The sequence below is a fragment of the Hoeflea sp. AS16 genome (genome assembly GCF_038900095.1).
Classification (GTDB): domain Bacteria; phylum Pseudomonadota; class Alphaproteobacteria; order Rhizobiales; family Rhizobiaceae; genus Hoeflea.
Genome location: NZ_JBBMQQ010000003.1, coordinates 475,007 through 490,413, shown reverse-complemented (window position 1 = coordinate 490,413; position 15,407 = coordinate 475,007). Strand labels below are relative to the sequence as shown.

Annotated in this window: 15 protein-coding genes; 10 read left to right on the top strand and 5 right to left on the bottom strand. The window is 61.2% G+C overall.

Going from position 1 to position 15,407, the window contains the following annotated elements; translation table 11 throughout:
* The first annotated feature begins 19 nt into the window (after positions 1-19).
* Both WNY80_RS10665 and coaA read left to right on the top strand, forming a co-directional pair.
* Positions 20-343, top strand: a complete 324-nt coding sequence (locus tag WNY80_RS10665; RefSeq protein ID WP_342887343.1) for a phosphoribosyl-ATP diphosphatase — start codon at positions 20-22, stop codon at positions 341-343.
* The gene (gene coaA, locus WNY80_RS10660) at positions 340-1,332 is read left to right on the top strand and encodes a type I pantothenate kinase (RefSeq protein WP_342887342.1); all 993 of its coding nucleotides are present in this window, start codon (positions 340-342) and stop codon (positions 1,330-1,332) included. The genes WNY80_RS10665 and coaA overlap by 4 nt, the downstream gene beginning before the upstream one ends.
* A gap of 27 nt (positions 1,333-1,359) precedes the next feature.
* Here coaA and WNY80_RS10655 read toward each other — a convergent pair whose 3' ends face one another.
* From WNY80_RS10655 to WNY80_RS10635, 5 genes are all read right to left on the bottom strand, one after another.
* Complete coding sequence (locus WNY80_RS10655) at positions 1,360-1,971, bottom strand: alpha-ketoglutarate-dependent dioxygenase AlkB (protein WP_342887341.1); 612 nt, start codon at positions 1,969-1,971, stop codon at positions 1,360-1,362.
* Between the two features lie 28 nt (positions 1,972-1,999).
* The gene (gene lysM / locus WNY80_RS10650; RefSeq protein WP_342887340.1) at positions 2,000-2,515 is read right to left on the bottom strand and encodes a peptidoglycan-binding protein LysM; all 516 of its coding nucleotides are present in this window, start codon (positions 2,513-2,515) and stop codon (positions 2,000-2,002) included.
* 79 nt (positions 2,516-2,594) lie between these two features.
* Complete coding sequence (gene arfB, locus WNY80_RS10645; RefSeq protein ID WP_342887339.1) at positions 2,595-3,029, bottom strand: alternative ribosome rescue aminoacyl-tRNA hydrolase ArfB; 435 nt, start codon at positions 3,027-3,029, stop codon at positions 2,595-2,597.
* A complete protein-coding gene (locus tag WNY80_RS10640; protein WP_342887338.1) occupies positions 3,026-3,703 on the bottom strand; it encodes a nitroreductase family protein in 678 nt (225 codons plus the stop codon). Before WNY80_RS10640 ends, arfB begins: the two co-directional genes overlap by 4 nt.
* 99 nt (positions 3,704-3,802) lie before the next feature.
* A complete protein-coding gene (locus WNY80_RS10635) occupies positions 3,803-5,416 on the bottom strand; it encodes a phosphoenolpyruvate carboxykinase (RefSeq protein ID WP_342887337.1) in 1,614 nt (537 codons plus the stop codon).
* Between the two features lie 344 nt (positions 5,417-5,760).
* Between WNY80_RS10635 and WNY80_RS10630 the strand changes: the two genes are divergently transcribed.
* The 8 genes from WNY80_RS10630 to tsaE all read left to right on the top strand — a co-directional run bounded on the left by WNY80_RS10630 (position 5,761) and on the right by tsaE (position 15,400).
* Complete coding sequence (locus WNY80_RS10630; protein ID WP_342887491.1) at positions 5,761-6,477, top strand: response regulator transcription factor; 717 nt, start codon at positions 5,761-5,763, stop codon at positions 6,475-6,477.
* Between the two features lie 47 nt (positions 6,478-6,524).
* Positions 6,525-8,309, top strand: a complete 1,785-nt coding sequence (locus tag WNY80_RS10625) for a sensor histidine kinase (RefSeq protein WP_342887336.1) — start codon at positions 6,525-6,527, stop codon at positions 8,307-8,309.
* Positions 8,306-8,776 (top strand): HPr kinase/phosphatase C-terminal domain-containing protein, encoded by a 471-nt coding sequence (locus WNY80_RS10620; protein ID WP_342887335.1) that lies wholly within the window; start codon positions 8,306-8,308, stop codon positions 8,774-8,776. Before WNY80_RS10625 ends, WNY80_RS10620 begins: the two co-directional genes overlap by 4 nt.
* Before the next feature lie 155 nt (positions 8,777-8,931).
* Complete coding sequence (locus WNY80_RS10615; RefSeq protein ID WP_342887334.1) at positions 8,932-9,333, top strand: PTS sugar transporter subunit IIA; 402 nt, start codon at positions 8,932-8,934, stop codon at positions 9,331-9,333.
* Positions 9,330-9,617 carry an HPr family phosphocarrier protein gene (locus WNY80_RS10610; RefSeq protein WP_342887333.1) on the top strand — a complete coding sequence of 96 codons (288 nt, stop codon included), beginning with the start codon at positions 9,330-9,332 and terminating at the stop codon, positions 9,615-9,617. The genes WNY80_RS10615 and WNY80_RS10610 overlap by 4 nt, the downstream gene beginning before the upstream one ends.
* Positions 9,618-9,733: 116 nt before the next feature.
* Positions 9,734-11,131, top strand: coding sequence for an adenosylhomocysteinase (gene ahcY, locus WNY80_RS10605; protein ID WP_342887332.1), 1,398 nt, complete (start codon positions 9,734-9,736; stop codon positions 11,129-11,131).
* Positions 11,132-11,338: 207 nt separating this feature from the next.
* Positions 11,339-13,885: an ATP-binding protein gene (locus tag WNY80_RS10600; protein WP_342887331.1), complete on the top strand. Its 2,547-nt coding sequence runs from the start codon at positions 11,339-11,341 to the stop codon at positions 13,883-13,885.
* A gap of 6 nt (positions 13,886-13,891) precedes the next feature.
* Complete coding sequence (gene tsaE, locus WNY80_RS10595; protein ID WP_342887330.1) at positions 13,892-15,400, top strand: tRNA (adenosine(37)-N6)-threonylcarbamoyltransferase complex ATPase subunit type 1 TsaE; 1,509 nt, start codon at positions 13,892-13,894, stop codon at positions 15,398-15,400.
* Positions 15,401-15,407: the final 7 nt, after the last annotated feature.

Below are 15,407 nucleotides of genomic sequence, written 5' to 3'. Positions count from 1 at the left end.
CCCAGGAGAGATATCCGCGATGACCAGCTTCACTCTTGCCGATCTTGAACGGATAGTTTCCGAGCGGTCCCTGGCCGATCCGGCGCAATCCTGGACGGCGAAGCTTGTGAGCGCCGGCATGCCGAAAGCTGCCAAGAAGCTCGGCGAGGAAGCGGTCGAAACAGTGATTGCCGCAACCGCGCAGGGCCGCGGCGAACTGGTCAGTGAAACCGCTGATCTTCTGTATCACCTCATGGTCGTGCTAAAGATAGCAGATATCCCTCTTGGCGAGGTGATGGCAGAGTTGGAAGGCCGGACCGTGCAATCGGGCCTCACCGAGAAGGCGAGCCGCACGGCGGAGTGAGCATGGACCAGACCAATATCCAACCCCCGGCCCTTGATCATTTCAAGGGTGACGATTTATCACCCTACCGCTTTTTCACGGCGGACAACTGGGCTGAATTTCGCGCCGATACGCCACTGACCCTGACCGAGGATGAAGTCCGCAGGCTTCGCTCTCTCAACGATCCGGTCAATCTCGACGAAGTGCGGCGGATCTATCTGTCGCTGTCGCGGCTGTTGTCGGCGCATGTGGAATCCTCTCAGCTTCTGTTCGAGCAGCGCAAGCGCTTCCTCAATCTCTCCAATGTCGCCAAGACCCCGTTCATCATCGGTATCGCCGGATCGGTGGCGGTGGGCAAGTCCACCACCGCCCGCGTTCTGGCCGAACTGTTGAAGCGCTGGCCCTCCAGCCCGAAAGTGGACCTGGTCACCACCGACGGTTTTCTCTATCCCAACGAAGTGTTGCGGCGCGAAAACCTGATGGACCGGAAAGGGTTTCCGGAAAGCTACGATGTCGGCGCGGTGCTGCGCTTTCTCTCCGAGATCAAGGCCGGCCAGCACAGCGTCAAGGCGCCGTGCTATTCGCACCTGACCTATGATGTGCTGCCGGGCGAATACACCACCATCGACCGGCCCGACATCCTGATCTTCGAAGGCATCAATGTCCTGCAGGTGCGCGATCTGCCCGAAGACGGCAAGATCGTCCCGTTCGTCTCGGATTTCTTCGACTTCTCGATCTATATCGATGCGGAGGAGGTCGACATTCACAAATGGTATGTCGACCGCTTCATGAATCTGCGGCAGACCGCTTTCCGCAACCCGGAATCCTTCTTCCACCGCTATGCCGCGATCAAGGAGGATGCCGCCCGCGCCATCGCCGAGAGCCTGTGGGAAAACATCAACCTGAAAAACCTGCGCCAGAACATCCTGCCGACCCGTCCGCGGGCTGACCTGATCCTGCGCAAGGGGCCCAACCATCTCATCGAACAGGTGGCGCTCAGGAAACTCTAGCTTGAGCGTTGCAAACCGGCGAAATCCTCAGCTCCGGTTTACCCGCCTCAGCGTCAGGTTGATGCGGCCACCGTCCTTGAGCAGGGTCGAGGTGGTCGGGTAGATCCGGTCCACGCCATGGAAAGCCAGCCGGCTTTCACCCCCCAGGATGACAACATCACCGCTTTCCAGCCGGAAGGACCTGGTTGGTTGCCCGCGTTCGGTGCCGCCGATCCGGAACAGGCAGGCATCTCCGAGCGACACGGACAGCACCGGCGCGGAGAAATCGTCTTCATCGCGGTCCTGGTGCAGCCCCATGCGGGCGCCGGAATCGTAGAAATTGACGAGGCAGGCCTGCGGCAAGTCCGCATGTCCGGTCAGATCTTCCCAAAGTGTGATCAGGCTGGCGGGGATTGCCGGCCACGGCAGGCCGGTGACCGGATGCCGGTCCTGGTAGCGGTAGCCGGTCTTGTCGGCGACCCACCCCAGGTCGCCGCAATTGGTCATCCGGACGCTGAAGGGCTTGCCGCTTCGCGGCATTTCCGGGCGGTAAAGCGGTGCCTGGCGCACCACTTCCCGGATATCGTCGAGCAAGGCCTGCTGTGCCGGACGATCGAGATGGCCGGGGATGTGGCGTACCCCTTTGGGCAGAACAAACATCTCCGGCCTTCTGTTTTCTAGCGCCGGTTCAGGCGGTTTCGATCTCGGGAATGCGCAACACCTGGCCGGGATAGATCTTGTCGGGATCCGACAGCATCGGCTTGTTGGCTTCGAAGATCACCGTGTATTTGGAACCCTTGCCCTTGCCATAGGCAGCTTCGGCAACTTTCCAGAGATTGTCGCCCTTCTGCACGGTATGGAACTTCGGTTCGTTTGCCGGGGTGGAGGCCTTGACCAGTTCGGTCATGTCGGCGCTTGCGAGCGACAGGCCGGAGTCCGGAATGACCACTTTCAGCTCGGATGCCTCGACCTTGGAAATGCCCAGCGTATTGCCCACCGCGACGATGGCCTTCTCGAAGATCGACTGGTCTTCGACCACGCCCGAGAGAACGATCTTGTCGCCGTCGACCTTCACATCGACCTTGTCGGTGCCCAGACCGTGCGAATCCAGCTCCTTCTTGACTGCATCGGCATCAGGTGCGTCATCATCGCCGCCAATACCGAGCTTCTTGCCAGCTGATTTGATGAAATCAAAAATGCCCATGTGTCTTCGTCTCCAAGATTGAATGTAGCGCAACATAACCATTCCGGCGTGCATCTGCCAACCGAAAGCTTTTGCTAATCTATTCGTCGCGCACCTTGCCGCGCGCTTTCTTGATCACGCCGCGGCCGGTTTTGGCTGCCAGGCGGCGCTCTACCGAGCCTCTGGTAGGTCTTGTCTTGCGCCGCGGCGGCGGCGGTGGCTCGGAAGCCTGGTTGATCAACTCGACCAGCCGGTCACGTGCATCAGCGCGATTGCGCTCCTGGGTCCGGAACCGGTTGGCTTCGATGATAATGACGCCGTCCTTCGACACCCGGCTGCCGCCAAGCCGCAGCGCGTTTTTCTTGACCCGCTCGGGGAGCGACGGCGAGTTGCGGATGTCAAAACGCAATTGGACCGCGGTTGCCACCTTGTTGACGTTCTGCCCGCCCGGTCCGGAGGCGCGGATGAAACTCTCGCTGAGCTCCCAGCCGGCGATGACGATGTCGCGGGCTGCATGGAGAGGGTCCGTGCTCATGGCGACGTTTTCCAGAACAGCACTTCATCTTCATCCTTGCGGCTGATCGCCGGAACCCGTGCGCCTTCAGCCGGATGCCCGACCACCAGCAGCACCAGCGGTTTCTCGTTGTCCGGCCGGCCGCAGATCTGGTTCAGAAATCCCATCGGCGAAGGCGTGTGGGTCAGCGTGGCAAGGCCTGCCGAATGCAGGCTGGCGATCAGCAGGCCGATGGCGATCGAGACCGATTCGGGCACGTAGTAGTGCTTCACCTTGCGGCCATCGGCGTCGACACCCCAGCGCTGCGCAAAGATGGCAATCAGCCAGGGCGCGGTTTCCAGGAACGGCTTGTCCGAATCCGTGCCGAGATGAGCCAGCGCGCCCAGCCATTCCTCGCCCGCCCGGCCCTGGTAAAAGGCCCGCTCTTCCTCTTCCGCGGCGATCCGGATCGCACGTTTGGTCTCCGGATCGCCGATGGCGACGAAGGCCCATGGCTGTTGATTGGCGCCCGACGGGGCCGTCGCGGCAGCCCGGACCGCAAGCCGGATGATTTCAGGATCGACCGGATCAGCGGAAAAATCCCGAACCGTCCGGCGCGATTGCATCAACTCGAAGAACCGCTGCGCTTCAGCCCGCATCTCGGCATCCGTCTTCCGGGCAATCGAATGTGCAACGGTTTCGACGGTTCTGGTCATGGCGGGATGCTCCTTGCGGGGTTGGACCAGCGGAAAATGCGCGACAGGCCCCGTTGGGTCAACGGGGCCTGCCAAAGATCGCATGGTGTATTGGGGTGTTTATTCCGCGGCAGCCTTGAAGCCCGGCGCCGCATCAAGCACCGAACCATCGACATGAGCTTCGAACTTGGCGAAATTCTCGATGAACATGCTGACCAGACGGCTGGCGGATGCGTCGTAGGCGTCCTTGTCGGCCCAGGTCGAGCGCGGATCGAGGATGGCACTGTCCACGCCATCAACGGCCACCGGCACGGCAAAACCGAAATTGGGATCGATGCGGAACTCTGCACTGTCCAGGGAACCGTCCAGTGCACCGCTCAGCAGCGCCCGGGTTGCCTTGATAGGCATGCGCTGGCCTTCGCCATAGGCGCCACCGGTCCAGCCGGTGTTGACCAGCCAGCAATTGACCTTGTGGTCATTGATCAGCCGGCGCAGCAAATCGCCATATTCCGAAGGATGACGCGGCATGAACGGTGCGCCGAAGCAGGTCGAGAACGTCGCTTCGGGTTCCGTGACGCCCTTTTCGGTACCGGCCACCTTTGCGGTGTAGCCCGACAGGAAGTGATACATCGCCTGTTCCGGCGTCAGCTTGGCGATTGGGGGCATCACGCCAAAGGCGTCGGCGGTCAGCATGATGATGTTGTGCGGATGCTCTGAACGCCCGGTGTCGCTGGCATTCGGGATGTAATGCAGCGGGTAGGCGCAGCGGGTGTTTTCGGTCAGCGATCCGTCATCAAAATCGGGAACGCGGTGCTCATCCAGCACCACGTTTTCGAGAACCGTGCCGAACCGTTCGGTGGTGCCGAAGATTTCCGGCTCCGCTTCGCGCGACAGACGGATGGTCTTGGCGTAGCAGCCGCCCTCGAAATTGAACACGCCGTGTTCGCCCCAGCCATGCTCGTCATCGCCGATCAGTGTGCGCTTCGGATCGGCCGAAAGCGTGGTCTTGCCGGTGCCCGAAAGACCGAAGAACACCGCGGTGTCGCCATCGGGGCCGACATTGGCGGAGCAATGCATCGGCATCACGCCCTTGGCCGGAAGCAGGTAGTTGAGCGCCGTGAAGACCGATTTCTTCATCTCGCCGGCATAGGAGGTGCCGCCGATCAGGACCAGCCCGCGCACCAGGTCAACCGCGATCACGGTTTCCGAACGGCAGCCATGGCGCGCCGGGTCGGCGCGGAAGGACGGCAGATTGATGATCGTCAGCTCAGGCATGAAACTTGTCAGCTCCGAGCGGTCGGGGCGGATCAGCAGGTTGCGGATGAACAGCGCATGCCATGCATATTCGGTAATGACGCGGGAATTGAGTGCGTTGTCCTCGTCCGCGCCACCGACCAGATCCTGGACGAACAGGTCCCGGTCCCTGGCGTGCGCTGCCATGTCGGCATGCAGCGTGTCGAACGCCTCCGGTGTCATCGGCTTGTTGTTGTCCCACCAGATCTGGCTGTCGGTGGTGGCGTCGCGGACCACGAACTTGTCCTTGGCCGACCGGCCGGTGTGCTGGCCTGTCAGCGCCCGAAGCGCGCCGTGCGCTGTCAGGGTTGCTTCGCCCCGCAGCACGGCGAGCTCAACCAGCTCGGCCTCTTTCGTGTTGTATCGCACCAGGCCAGTGGTGTTCAGACCGCACAGGTCGATTCCAGCTGACGGATTACGCACTCCCAAATCCTTACTCATGTCGGATTCCTTTTCGTTCTGGCGCAGGACAGGTTCAAATTTGGCCGGACCATAGGGAGAGGAGTTTTAAAAAACAACAAGCAATCCTAGGATTGATTAATGAAATCAGGGTATTAATCGATTTAAAAAAATTTGCACTTGTTTAAATCGGTTCAAATGGAGCCGATGGTTTACCTGCTGCGCAATCAGGGAATGACTCCCGTTTGGAACTGTGCCACATTTTGTTCTCACTTTATCCTCATGGACGTGACGGCGGGATCCGGAAATGACGCTTTTCAGCGGCTTATCCGGATAAGCGGGGGCACTTCCCGGAGGTGTGCAAGACCATGATGGAGACGACAGACATGCAGACAATCGCGCTCGTCGACGACGACCGCAACATCCTTACCTCGGTTTCGATCGCACTCGAAGCAGAAGGGTATCGTGTTGAGACCTACACCGATGGCGCATCCGCTCTGGACGGATTGCTGGCCCGTCCTCCGCAGCTTGCCATTTTCGATATCAAGATGCCCCGCATGGACGGGATGGAGCTTCTGCGCCGCCTGCGCCAGAAATCCGATATTCCGGTGATCTTTCTCACCTCCAAGGACGAAGAGATCGACGAACTCTTCGGTCTCAAGATGGGGGCAGACGATTTCATCACCAAGCCGTTCTCCCAGCGGCTCCTGGTCGAGCGGGTCAAGGCCGTTCTGCGCCGGGCGGCAAACCGGGAAGCAGCCGCGGCCGCACCTGGCCGGACCGATGCCGCGCCGACCAAGTCGCTGGAGCGCGGAAACCTGGTCATGGATCAGGAACGCCATACCTGCACCTGGAAAAACGAGCCCGTCACGCTGACGGTCACCGAATTCCTGATCCTGCAGTCGCTGGCCCAGCGGCCCGGCGTGGTCAAGAGCCGCGACGCGCTGATGGATGCAGCCTATGACGAGCAGGTCTATGTCGACGACCGCACCATTGACAGCCACATCAAACGTCTGCGCAAGAAGTTCAAAATGGTCGATGATGATTTCGACATGATCGAAACCCTCTACGGGGTCGGGTACCGGTTCAGGGAAGCGGCGTGAGATCGCCCTGTTCCCGCACTGGCCGTGGGATGTAGCAGATAACGCAAATGGCAATTGAAACCGAGGACAATGCGGACGGCAGGGAGGCAGCGCCTTCCGACGTGCGGACGCTGGCAAGCTGGGCTCACCCGGTCAAGCTGGTCCGCCGGATGTTCGGAAATCTCATCTTCTCGAGCCTGACGCGCCGCATTCTGTTCCTCAACCTGGCGGCACTGGTCGTTCTGGTGTCGGGGATCCTCTATCTCAACCAGTTCCGCGAAGGCCTGATCGATGCCCGGGTGGAAAGCCTGCTCACCCAGGGCGAGATCATTGCCGGCGCGGTCGCCGCCTCGGCTTCGGTCGACACCAACTCGATCACCATCGATCCGGAAAAGCTGCTCGAGCTGCAGGCCGGGCAGAGCATATCGCCGAGCAATTCCAACGAGAACCTCGATTTCCCGATCAATCCGGAGCGCGTCGCACCTGTGTTGCGCCGGCTGATCTCGCCAACCCGCACCCGCGCCCGCATCTATGATGATGATGCGAGCCTGATCCTCGATTCGCGCTATCTCTACACCAGCGGCCAGGTGCTGCGGTATGACCTGCCGCCGGCCGAATCCCCGCCCTTCAGCCTGAAGGAAACCGTGACAAGCTGGTTCAACCGCTTCTTCCAGCGCCGCGACCTGCCGCTTTACCGCGAGCCGCCGGGCGCTGACGGATCGATCTATCCGGAAGTGATGAACGCGCTGACCGGTGGGCGCGGCGCCGTGGTCAGGGTTACCGAAAAGGGCGAGCTGATTGTCTCGGTGGCGGTGCCGGTCCAGCGCTTCCGCGCGGTCCTCGGGGTTTTGCTGCTCTCCACCCAGGCCGGTGACATCGACAAGATCGTCCATGCCGAGCGCATGGCTATCTTCCGCGTGTTCGGCGTCGCCGCTATGGTCAACATCGTCTTGTCGCTGCTGCTTGCAAGCACCATTGCCACACCGCTGAGAAGGCTGTCGGCGGCTGCCGTCCGCGTCCGGCGCGGCGCCAGGGCGCGCGAGGAAATTCCGGATTTTTCAGACCGCCAGGACGAGATCGGCAATTTGTCGGTGGCGCTGCGCGGCATGACCAACGCGCTTTATGACCGGATTGCCGCCATCGAGAGTTTTGCCGCCGATGTCAGCCACGAGCTCAAGAACCCGCTCACCTCGCTGCGCAGCGCGGTGGAAACCCTGCCGCTGGCGCGCGACGAGCATTCCCGCAAGCGGCTGATGGATGTGATCCAGCACGATGTCCGCCGCATGGACCGCCTGATCAGCGACATTTCCGACGCCTCACGGCTCGATGCCGAACTCGCGCGCCAGGACGGCGTTGCGGTCGACATGCAGAAACTGCTGACCGAGCTCGTCGATATAGCCCGGCAAACCCGGGCCAGCGGCAAGGACGTTGTCATCGAGCTGAAAGTCGACAAACGCAGCGCCGGCAAGTCCCCGTTCATTGTGCTCGGCCATGATCTCAGGCTGGGCCAGGTTGTCACCAACCTGATCGAGAACGCCCGCTCGTTTGTGCCCGAAACCGGTGGCCGCATCACCATCCACCTTGGCCGCCGCCGCGGCATGGTTCAGGTCGTCATCGAGGACAATGGCCCGGGAATTCGTGCCGAAGTGATCGAGCGGGTGTTCGAGCGGTTCTACACAGACCGGCCGGATGGCGAGGATTTCGGCCAGAATTCAGGCCTCGGCCTCTCGATCAGCCGCCAGATTATCGAGGCGCATGGCGGTACGATCATGGCCGAGAACATTCCCGGTAAAGAGGCCGGCAAATGGGCCGGCGCCCGGTTCATCATCGAATTGCCGGCCGAAACCAAATGACCGGCAGTTCCGTGAGCGCGGGTGATAGCCTGCATGCAACGTCGATTGTCATCGGCCAGACCGGGATCCTGTTTCTCGGGCCTTCGGGTTCGGGAAAGAGCAGCACGGCCTTTGCCTGTCTTTGCGAAGCGATGGCGCTGGGCTGGAACGCGGCGCTGGTCGCCGATGACCGGACCATCCTGACGGTTCATGCCGGCCGCTGCATCGCATCCTGTCCGGATCCGATCCGCGGGCTGATCGAATTGCGCGGCACCGGCATCATCCCGTTTCGGCAGATTGACCGGGCGGTGATGCATTGCGCGGTGGCCCTCACCGAGCCTTCCGCGGCATCCCGGATTCCTGCCGATTCTGAAACCTTTTCGTGTGATGGCGCATCAATGCCTCTTATGCGTCTGTGGCACGATGGCGCAGCACACCCGCTCTCGCGTCTGCGGGCCGTGTGCCCGGAGCTGTTTTTCCGCGGTTGAAGACAATCGCAGGGAATTTTGCCGCGTCGGTGACGTTTTTTGGCTTGAACTTCGCCTGCTTCTGTCCAAGATGAAATTTCGAACTGTTCGCGGCTGCGAAGCAATTGGCATGGCTTGGTGAAATATCACGCTGGCCGCATGCTGCTGGAGGCAAAATGATCGGATTGGTGCTTGTCACCCATGGCAAGCTCGCGGAGGAGTTCAGGCATGCGCTGGAGCATGTTGTCGGACCGCAAACCGCTCTTGAAACCGTCTGTATCGGGCCGGAAGACGATATGGACCAGCGCCGGCTGGATATCGTCGGAGCGGTTTCGCGTGTGGAAAGCGGTCACGGCGTCATCATTCTGACAGACATGTTTGGCGGAACCCCCTCGAACCTGTCGATATCGGTGATGGATTCCGGGCGCATCGAGGTCATTGCCGGCGTCAACCTGCCGATGCTGATCAAGCTCGCGGGTGTCCGCGGTTCCAACGACATGCAGAAGGCCCTCGCCGACGCGCAGGATGCCGGACGCAAATACATCAATGTTGCAAGTCGCCTGCTGACCGGCAAATGACGTCTGCTTCCCCCGTTCTGTCGAGATCCTTCAAGATCATCAACAAACGCGGCCTGCATGCCCGCGCATCGGCCCGCTTTGTCCAGACCGCCGAGGGGTTTGATGCCGTCGTGCGGGTCACCCGCGAAGGCTCGACCGTCGGCGGCACCTCGATCATGGGGCTGATGATGCTGGCTGCGAGCACCGGTTGCTCGATTGATGTCGAAGCGGAGGGCCGCCAGGCCACAGAGGTGCTGGACGCGCTTGAGGCGCTGATTGCCGACCGCTTCGGCGAAGAAGCCTGAACATTCCGACATAAAGACATCTTTATATCGTATTGCCAGCTTGGGTGTTTCCTGCTATGGCACCGCCCATGCAATCCAGCCTGTCCCGGCTGGATCCCAGAACTTTGGAAAATCATATGACCGCGAACCAGGATTATGTCGTCGCCAACATCGAGCTGGCTGATTTCGGCCGCAAGGAGCTTGATATCGCCGAAACCGAAATGCCGGGCCTGATGGCGCTCCGTGAGGAATACGGATCGCAGCAGCCCCTGAAGGGCGCCCGGATTGTCGGTTCACTGCACATGACCATTCAGACGGCGGTTCTCATCGAGACCCTGACAGCACTGGGCGCCGATGTGCGCTGGGCGTCGTGCAACATCTTCTCGACCCAGGACCATGCCGCAGCGGCCATCGCCAAGAGCGGCGTGCCGGTGTTTGCAGTCAAGGGCCAGAGCCTTGTCGAACACTGGGACTACCTCGATCGCTCGTTCATGTTCCCCGAAGGCCCCAACCTGATCCTCGATGATGGTGGTGACGCCACGCTCTACGTGCTCCTCGGTGCCCGCGTTGAAGCCGGCGAGACCAATCTGATCGAAGTGGCAACCTCGGAAGAGGAAGAAGCCATCTTTGCCCAGATCAAGAAGCGCATGAAGGAAAGCCCGGGCTGGTTCACCAAGACCCGCGAAGCCATCAAGGGTGTTTCGGAAGAAACCACCACCGGCGTGCATCGTCTTTATGACCTGCAGAAGAAGGGCCTGCTGCCGTTCCCGGCCTTCAACGTCAACGACTCGGTCACCAAGTCGAAATTCGACAACAAGTACGGCTGCAAGGAAAGCCTGGTCGACGGCATCCGCCGCGCCACCGACACGATGATGGCCGGCAAGGTCGCTGTCGTCTGCGGTTATGGCGATGTCGGCAAGGGCTCGGCGGCTTCGCTGCGCGGCGCCGGCGCCCGCGTCAAGGTCACCGAAGTTGATCCGATCTGCGCGCTGCAGGCGGCAATGGACGGTTTCGAAGTGGTCCTGCTTGAGGATGTGGTCAAGTCGGCCGACATCTTCATCACCACGACCGGCAACAAGGACGTGATCCGGCTCGAGCATATGCGCGAGATGAAGGACATGGCCATCGTCGGCAATATTGGCCATTTCGACAATGAAATTCAGGTCGCCGCGCTGAAGAACCACAAGTGGACCAACATCAAGGACCAGGTGGACATGATTGAAATGCCTTCGGGCAACCGCATGATCCTTCTGAGCCAGGGCCGCCTGCTCAACCTCGGCAACGCAACCGGCCACCCGAGCTTCGTCATGTCGGCCTCCTTCACCAACCAGGTGCTGGCGCAGATGGAAATCTGGACCAAGGGCGACCAGTACAAGAACGAGGTCTATGTCCTGCCCAAGCATCTCGATGAGAAGGTCGCGCGTCTGCATTTGGACAAGATTGGCGCCAAGCTGACCCAGCTGAAGAAGGAACAGGCCGATTATATTGGCGTGACCGTCGAAGGCCCGTTCAAGCCGGAACACTACAGGTACTGATTTTCTAATCGATACCCACAAGATATTGAAACCGCGTCCTTGACAAAAAGGGCGCGGTTTCTTTTTGCGCGTCGTCCCCTTCACCGTGATTCGCGAAACAGGTATGTTTTTAGCCGATGATTCGTTTTCACGTTGTGGCGGCGCTGGAAACGAATCGGCCAACGGATTGGCGATGTCTTGTCAGACAGACCACGAGGGGACTGGGACATGCCGGTGAAGACAGATTCACTTGGGCGCAAGGGGCGACTTGGACTCAAGCAAACTGTGATCAGGGACCTGAGCCGTTTCCGGCGCAAGATCTTGACCGGAACAGCGCTGCTCAGCGGCGGCATGTTCGCATCCGCACTCCCCGTTCTGGCGCAGGCCACCAGCAACACGGCCTCTGGCGGTGCTGCTGCCGTATCCTCGCTGGAAGTTGTCAATTTCGCCATGGTCATCGGCGCCATTTCGGCGGCCATGATCTCGGCCATCTGGCTTATTCGCGAACGCGGCAAGATCGACCTCGAAAATGTCGGCCTGCGCGCCGCCCTTGCCGACGCCAATGCCAAAATCTCGCGCCACGAGGCGCTCATAGTCGATCGTGACCGGCAGATTGTTGTCTGGGATGGCGTCGGACTGCCCGCCGAAGTGCTTGGCCAGCTGGCCCCGGAAACCGGTGCGCCGCAGAAACCGGCCGAATTCCTCGCTTTTGGCCGCTGGCTTGAGCCGAGATCGGCCGCGGGGCTCGATGAATCGATCGACCGGCTGCGCTCCCATGCCGAACGCTTTGACATGATCATTGAAACCGTTCGCGGCCACGTCATCGAAGCGCAGGGCAGGGTCTCCGGCGGCCGGGCCTTTGTCCGCTTCGTCACCCTGTCGAATGTTCGCGCCGAACTTGCCGAACTCAAGACCGAACGCGACCGTCTGCTCACATCGCTCGACACCTTCCAGGCCCTGCTCGACATCATCGACATGCCGGTGTGGCTGCGCGGACCGGACGCGAAGCTCGTCTGGGTCAACAATGCCTATGTGGAAGCGGTCGAGGGCGAGGACCGGCATGACACGCTGCAGCGCGGGCTGGAATTGCTCGGAACCGCGACGCGCGAACGGGTTCGCGCCACCGCGACGCCCGAGAGGCCGTTCCTTGACAAGGTTTCGACTGTCATTCGCGGTCATCGCCGCTTCTTCGAGGTTGCCGACGCCAAGACGTCTGCGGGCAATGCCGGACTGGCACTGGATGTGTCGGTCGAGGAGGATCTGCGCCAGGAACTCAAGCGCACCATCCAGAGCCACGCCGAAACGCTTGATCACCTGGCCACGCCGGTGGCGATTTTCGACCGCGATCAGCGGCTGCAGTTCCACAACCAGGCATTTCAGCGTTTGTGGGAACTCGACACGCCGTTTCTCTCCCGCCGTCCCGACAATGGCGAATTTCTCGAACGGCTCCGTGCGGACGGAAAACTGCCCGAACCGCATGCCTGGCGCGACTGGAAGGAGCAGATGCTCTCGGTCTACCGCTCGGTCGAGACAACGCCGCATCTGTGGCATCTTCCCGATGGCCAGACCCTCAATGTCTTCGCTAATGCCCATCCGCAGGGCGGAGTCACCTGGGTGTTCGAGAACCTCACCGAGAAGTTCGATCTGGAAACCCGCTACAACACGCTTCTCCAGGCGCAGGGCGAAACCATCGACCATCTGGCCGAAGGCGTCGGCGTTTTCGGACCCGACGGCAAGATCCGCCTGTCCAATCCATCCTTCCGTGCGCTCTGGGGCCTGACCGAACAGCAGGTCAAGCCGGGCACCCATATCCGCCAGATCGCCGAAGCCTGCGAGCCGTCCTATCGCGATCCGGACGGCTGGAAACTGTTTGCCGGCGCGATCACCGGTTTCGAGGAAGAGCGGCGCACCCATGAAGGCCGCATCGAACTGATCACCGGGCTCATTCTCGACTATGCCATCGTGCCGCTGCCCAATGGCCAGACCATGATTGCGTTCGTCAATGTCACCGACAGTGTCGGCGCCGAACGCATGCTGACCGAAAAGAACGAGGCGCTGCGCAAGGCCGACGCGCTGAAGAATGATTTCGTCCAGCACGTCTCCTATGAGCTGCGCTCGCCGCTGACCAACATCATCGGCTTCACCGAACTGCTGCAGACCCCCGGAATTGGCGAGCTCAACGAGCGCCAGTCCGAATATCTCGATCACATCGCCACATCGTCTTCCGTCTTGCTGACCATCGTCAACGACATCCTTGATCTTGCCACCGTCGATGCCGGTATCATGCGCCTCGACACCGGCGTGGTGAATATTCCGGCCCTTTTTGCCGAGGCAGGCGAGCAGATCGCCGACCGTCTCAAGGAAAACGATCTGTCGCTCGACATCGACACCGCCGGAGCTCCGGCCGAGATGATCGGCGATCACCAGCGGCTCAAGCAGATCCTGTTCAAGCTTTTGATGAATGCGGCGAATTTCGCGCCCGATGGTTCCGTGGTGCGTTTGAGCTGCCGCCAGGACGACGAGGCAATCTGTTTCTCGGTGACCGATTCCGGTCCCGGTATCCCCGAAGACGCGCGCAAGGATGTCTTTGCCCGTTTCGAGACCAACGGTCAGTCCGGACGCCGCCGTGGTGCCGGTCTCGGCCTGTCCATCGTCCAGAGCTTTGTCGGCCTGCACAACGGCACGGTCTCCATCGAGGGCGGCGAAGAAGGCGGCGCGACCATTGTCTGCCGCTTCCCCTCCAGCCGTCCGCTTGCCCGCGACGCGGCCGAGTAAGCCTTGATGGCACCTGCGCCCCTCCGCGTGGAACTGGAAAACCCTGAAGCAACAGCCTTGTTTGCCGAAGACGTCTCGCTTGCTCTCAAGCAGGGCGATTGCCTGTGCCTGTCGGGCGACCTTGGCGCCGGAAAATCGACATTCGCCCGGGCGCTGATCCGCGCGATTGCCGACGATCCGGACCTCGAAGCCCCAAGCCCTACCTTCACCTTGGTGCAGAGCTACCAGTTGCGGCTGCCGGTCGCGCATCTGGATCTCTACCGCATCGGATCGCCCGAAGAGCTTGATGAACTCGGCCTCGATGATGCACTGGCCGAAGGCGCGGCCTTGGTCGAATGGCCGGAAAAGGCGCTCGAACTGCTGCCTGATGACAAGGTCATGATGCGGTTTGACGGCATCGGTGACAGTCGCACCGTGACAATTTCGGCACCGGAACCCTTTGTTGCCAGGCTGGAACGCTCCCGCGCCGCCCGCGCCTTTCTCGCGGCAAATCTCGACTGCCCGGTGGTCCGCCGTCATCTGCAGGGCGATGCGTCGTCACGCACCTACGAGACCATCAGGCCGCAGGGGCAGGATCCGGTCATTTTGATGAACGCGCCGCGGCAACCCGATGGCCCGCCGGTGCGCGACGGTCTGCCCTATTCGCAGATCGCCCATCTGGCCGAAGACGTGGTTCCCTTCGTCGCGATCGCCCGCTGGCTGCGCGCGCAGGGTTTCGCAGCACCGGAAATTCTTGCCGAGGATCTCGATCAGGGATTTCTGCTGATCGAAAACCTCGGCACGGAAGGCGTCCTCGACACCGACGGAAACCCCGATCCGGAACGCTATGGCCTGGCGATCGATTGTCTCGCCGGGTTGCACGGCAAGGAGCTTCCAGGCCCGCTTCCCGTCGGCAATACGGTCCATCATGTGCCGGCTTACGATCCCCGCGCCATGCAGATCGAAGTCGAGCTGCTCACTGACTGGTATCTTCCATGGCGGCGCGGTGCGGCGGTTCCCGAGCAGGAACGCCTGCAATATCTCGTGCTCTGGCGTGAGCTGTTCGGGCGACTCGAAAATGCCGAGAAAGCGCTGGTCCTGCGCGACTATCACTCGCCCAACCTGATCTGGCGGGCCGGGAAGACCGGGTTTGACCGGCTCGGCATCATCGATTTTCAGGACGCGATGATCGGCCCGGCTGCCTATGACGTGGCCTCGTTGTGCCAGGATGCGCGGGTGACCGTCGATCCGGTCCTCGCCGGTCGGCTGCTGGAGCGTTACATCGCCGCCCGGCATGCGGCGGGTCCGGGTTTTGACGAGGCCGGGTTCCGCGAAGCCTATGCGATCATGGCTGCCCAGCGCGCCGCAAAAATCCTCGGCATCTTCGTCCGTCTCAAGCAGCGGGATGGAAAACCCGGATATTTGCGGCATTTGCCGCGAATGGAGGCCTATATTGCGGCTTCCCTGGCTCATCCGGCGCTCCAACCCTTGCGTAACTGGTTCGCAAAGGCTGGTATCGGGCAGAGCGAATCATAAACCGGAA

Bases quoted from the DNA above. Each gene is read 5' to 3' on its own strand.
- WNY80_RS10665 (WP_342887343.1), top strand. From the start codon at position 20: ATGACCAGCTTCACTCTTGCCGATCTTGAACGGATAGTTTCCGAGCGG.
- WNY80_RS10640 (WP_342887338.1), bottom strand. From the start codon at position 3,703: ATGACCAGAACCGTCGAAACCGTTGCACATTCGATTGCCCGGAAGACG.
- WNY80_RS10625 (WP_342887336.1), top strand. From the start codon at position 6,525: ATGGCAATTGAAACCGAGGACAATGCGGACGGCAGGGAGGCAGCGCCT.
- WNY80_RS10600 (WP_342887331.1), top strand. From the start codon at position 11,339: ATGCCGGTGAAGACAGATTCACTTGGGCGCAAGGGGCGACTTGGACTC.
- arfB (WP_342887339.1), bottom strand. From the start codon at position 3,029: ATGAGCACGGACCCTCTCCATGCAGCCCGCGACATCGTCATCGCCGGC.
- WNY80_RS10615 (WP_342887334.1), top strand. From the start codon at position 8,932: ATGATCGGATTGGTGCTTGTCACCCATGGCAAGCTCGCGGAGGAGTTC.
- WNY80_RS10635 (WP_342887337.1), bottom strand. From the start codon at position 5,416: ATGAGTAAGGATTTGGGAGTGCGTAATCCGTCAGCTGGAATCGACCTG.
- WNY80_RS10620 (WP_342887335.1), top strand. From the start codon at position 8,306: ATGACCGGCAGTTCCGTGAGCGCGGGTGATAGCCTGCATGCAACGTCG.
- WNY80_RS10610 (WP_342887333.1), top strand. From the start codon at position 9,330: ATGACGTCTGCTTCCCCCGTTCTGTCGAGATCCTTCAAGATCATCAAC.
- WNY80_RS10655 (WP_342887341.1), bottom strand. From the start codon at position 1,971: ATGTTTGTTCTGCCCAAAGGGGTACGCCACATCCCCGGCCATCTCGAT.
- lysM (WP_342887340.1), bottom strand. From the start codon at position 2,515: ATGGGCATTTTTGATTTCATCAAATCAGCTGGCAAGAAGCTCGGTATT.
- tsaE (WP_342887330.1), top strand. From the start codon at position 13,892: ATGGCACCTGCGCCCCTCCGCGTGGAACTGGAAAACCCTGAAGCAACA.
- WNY80_RS10630 (WP_342887491.1), top strand. From the start codon at position 5,761: ATGCAGACAATCGCGCTCGTCGACGACGACCGCAACATCCTTACCTCG.
- ahcY (WP_342887332.1), top strand. From the start codon at position 9,734: ATGACCGCGAACCAGGATTATGTCGTCGCCAACATCGAGCTGGCTGAT.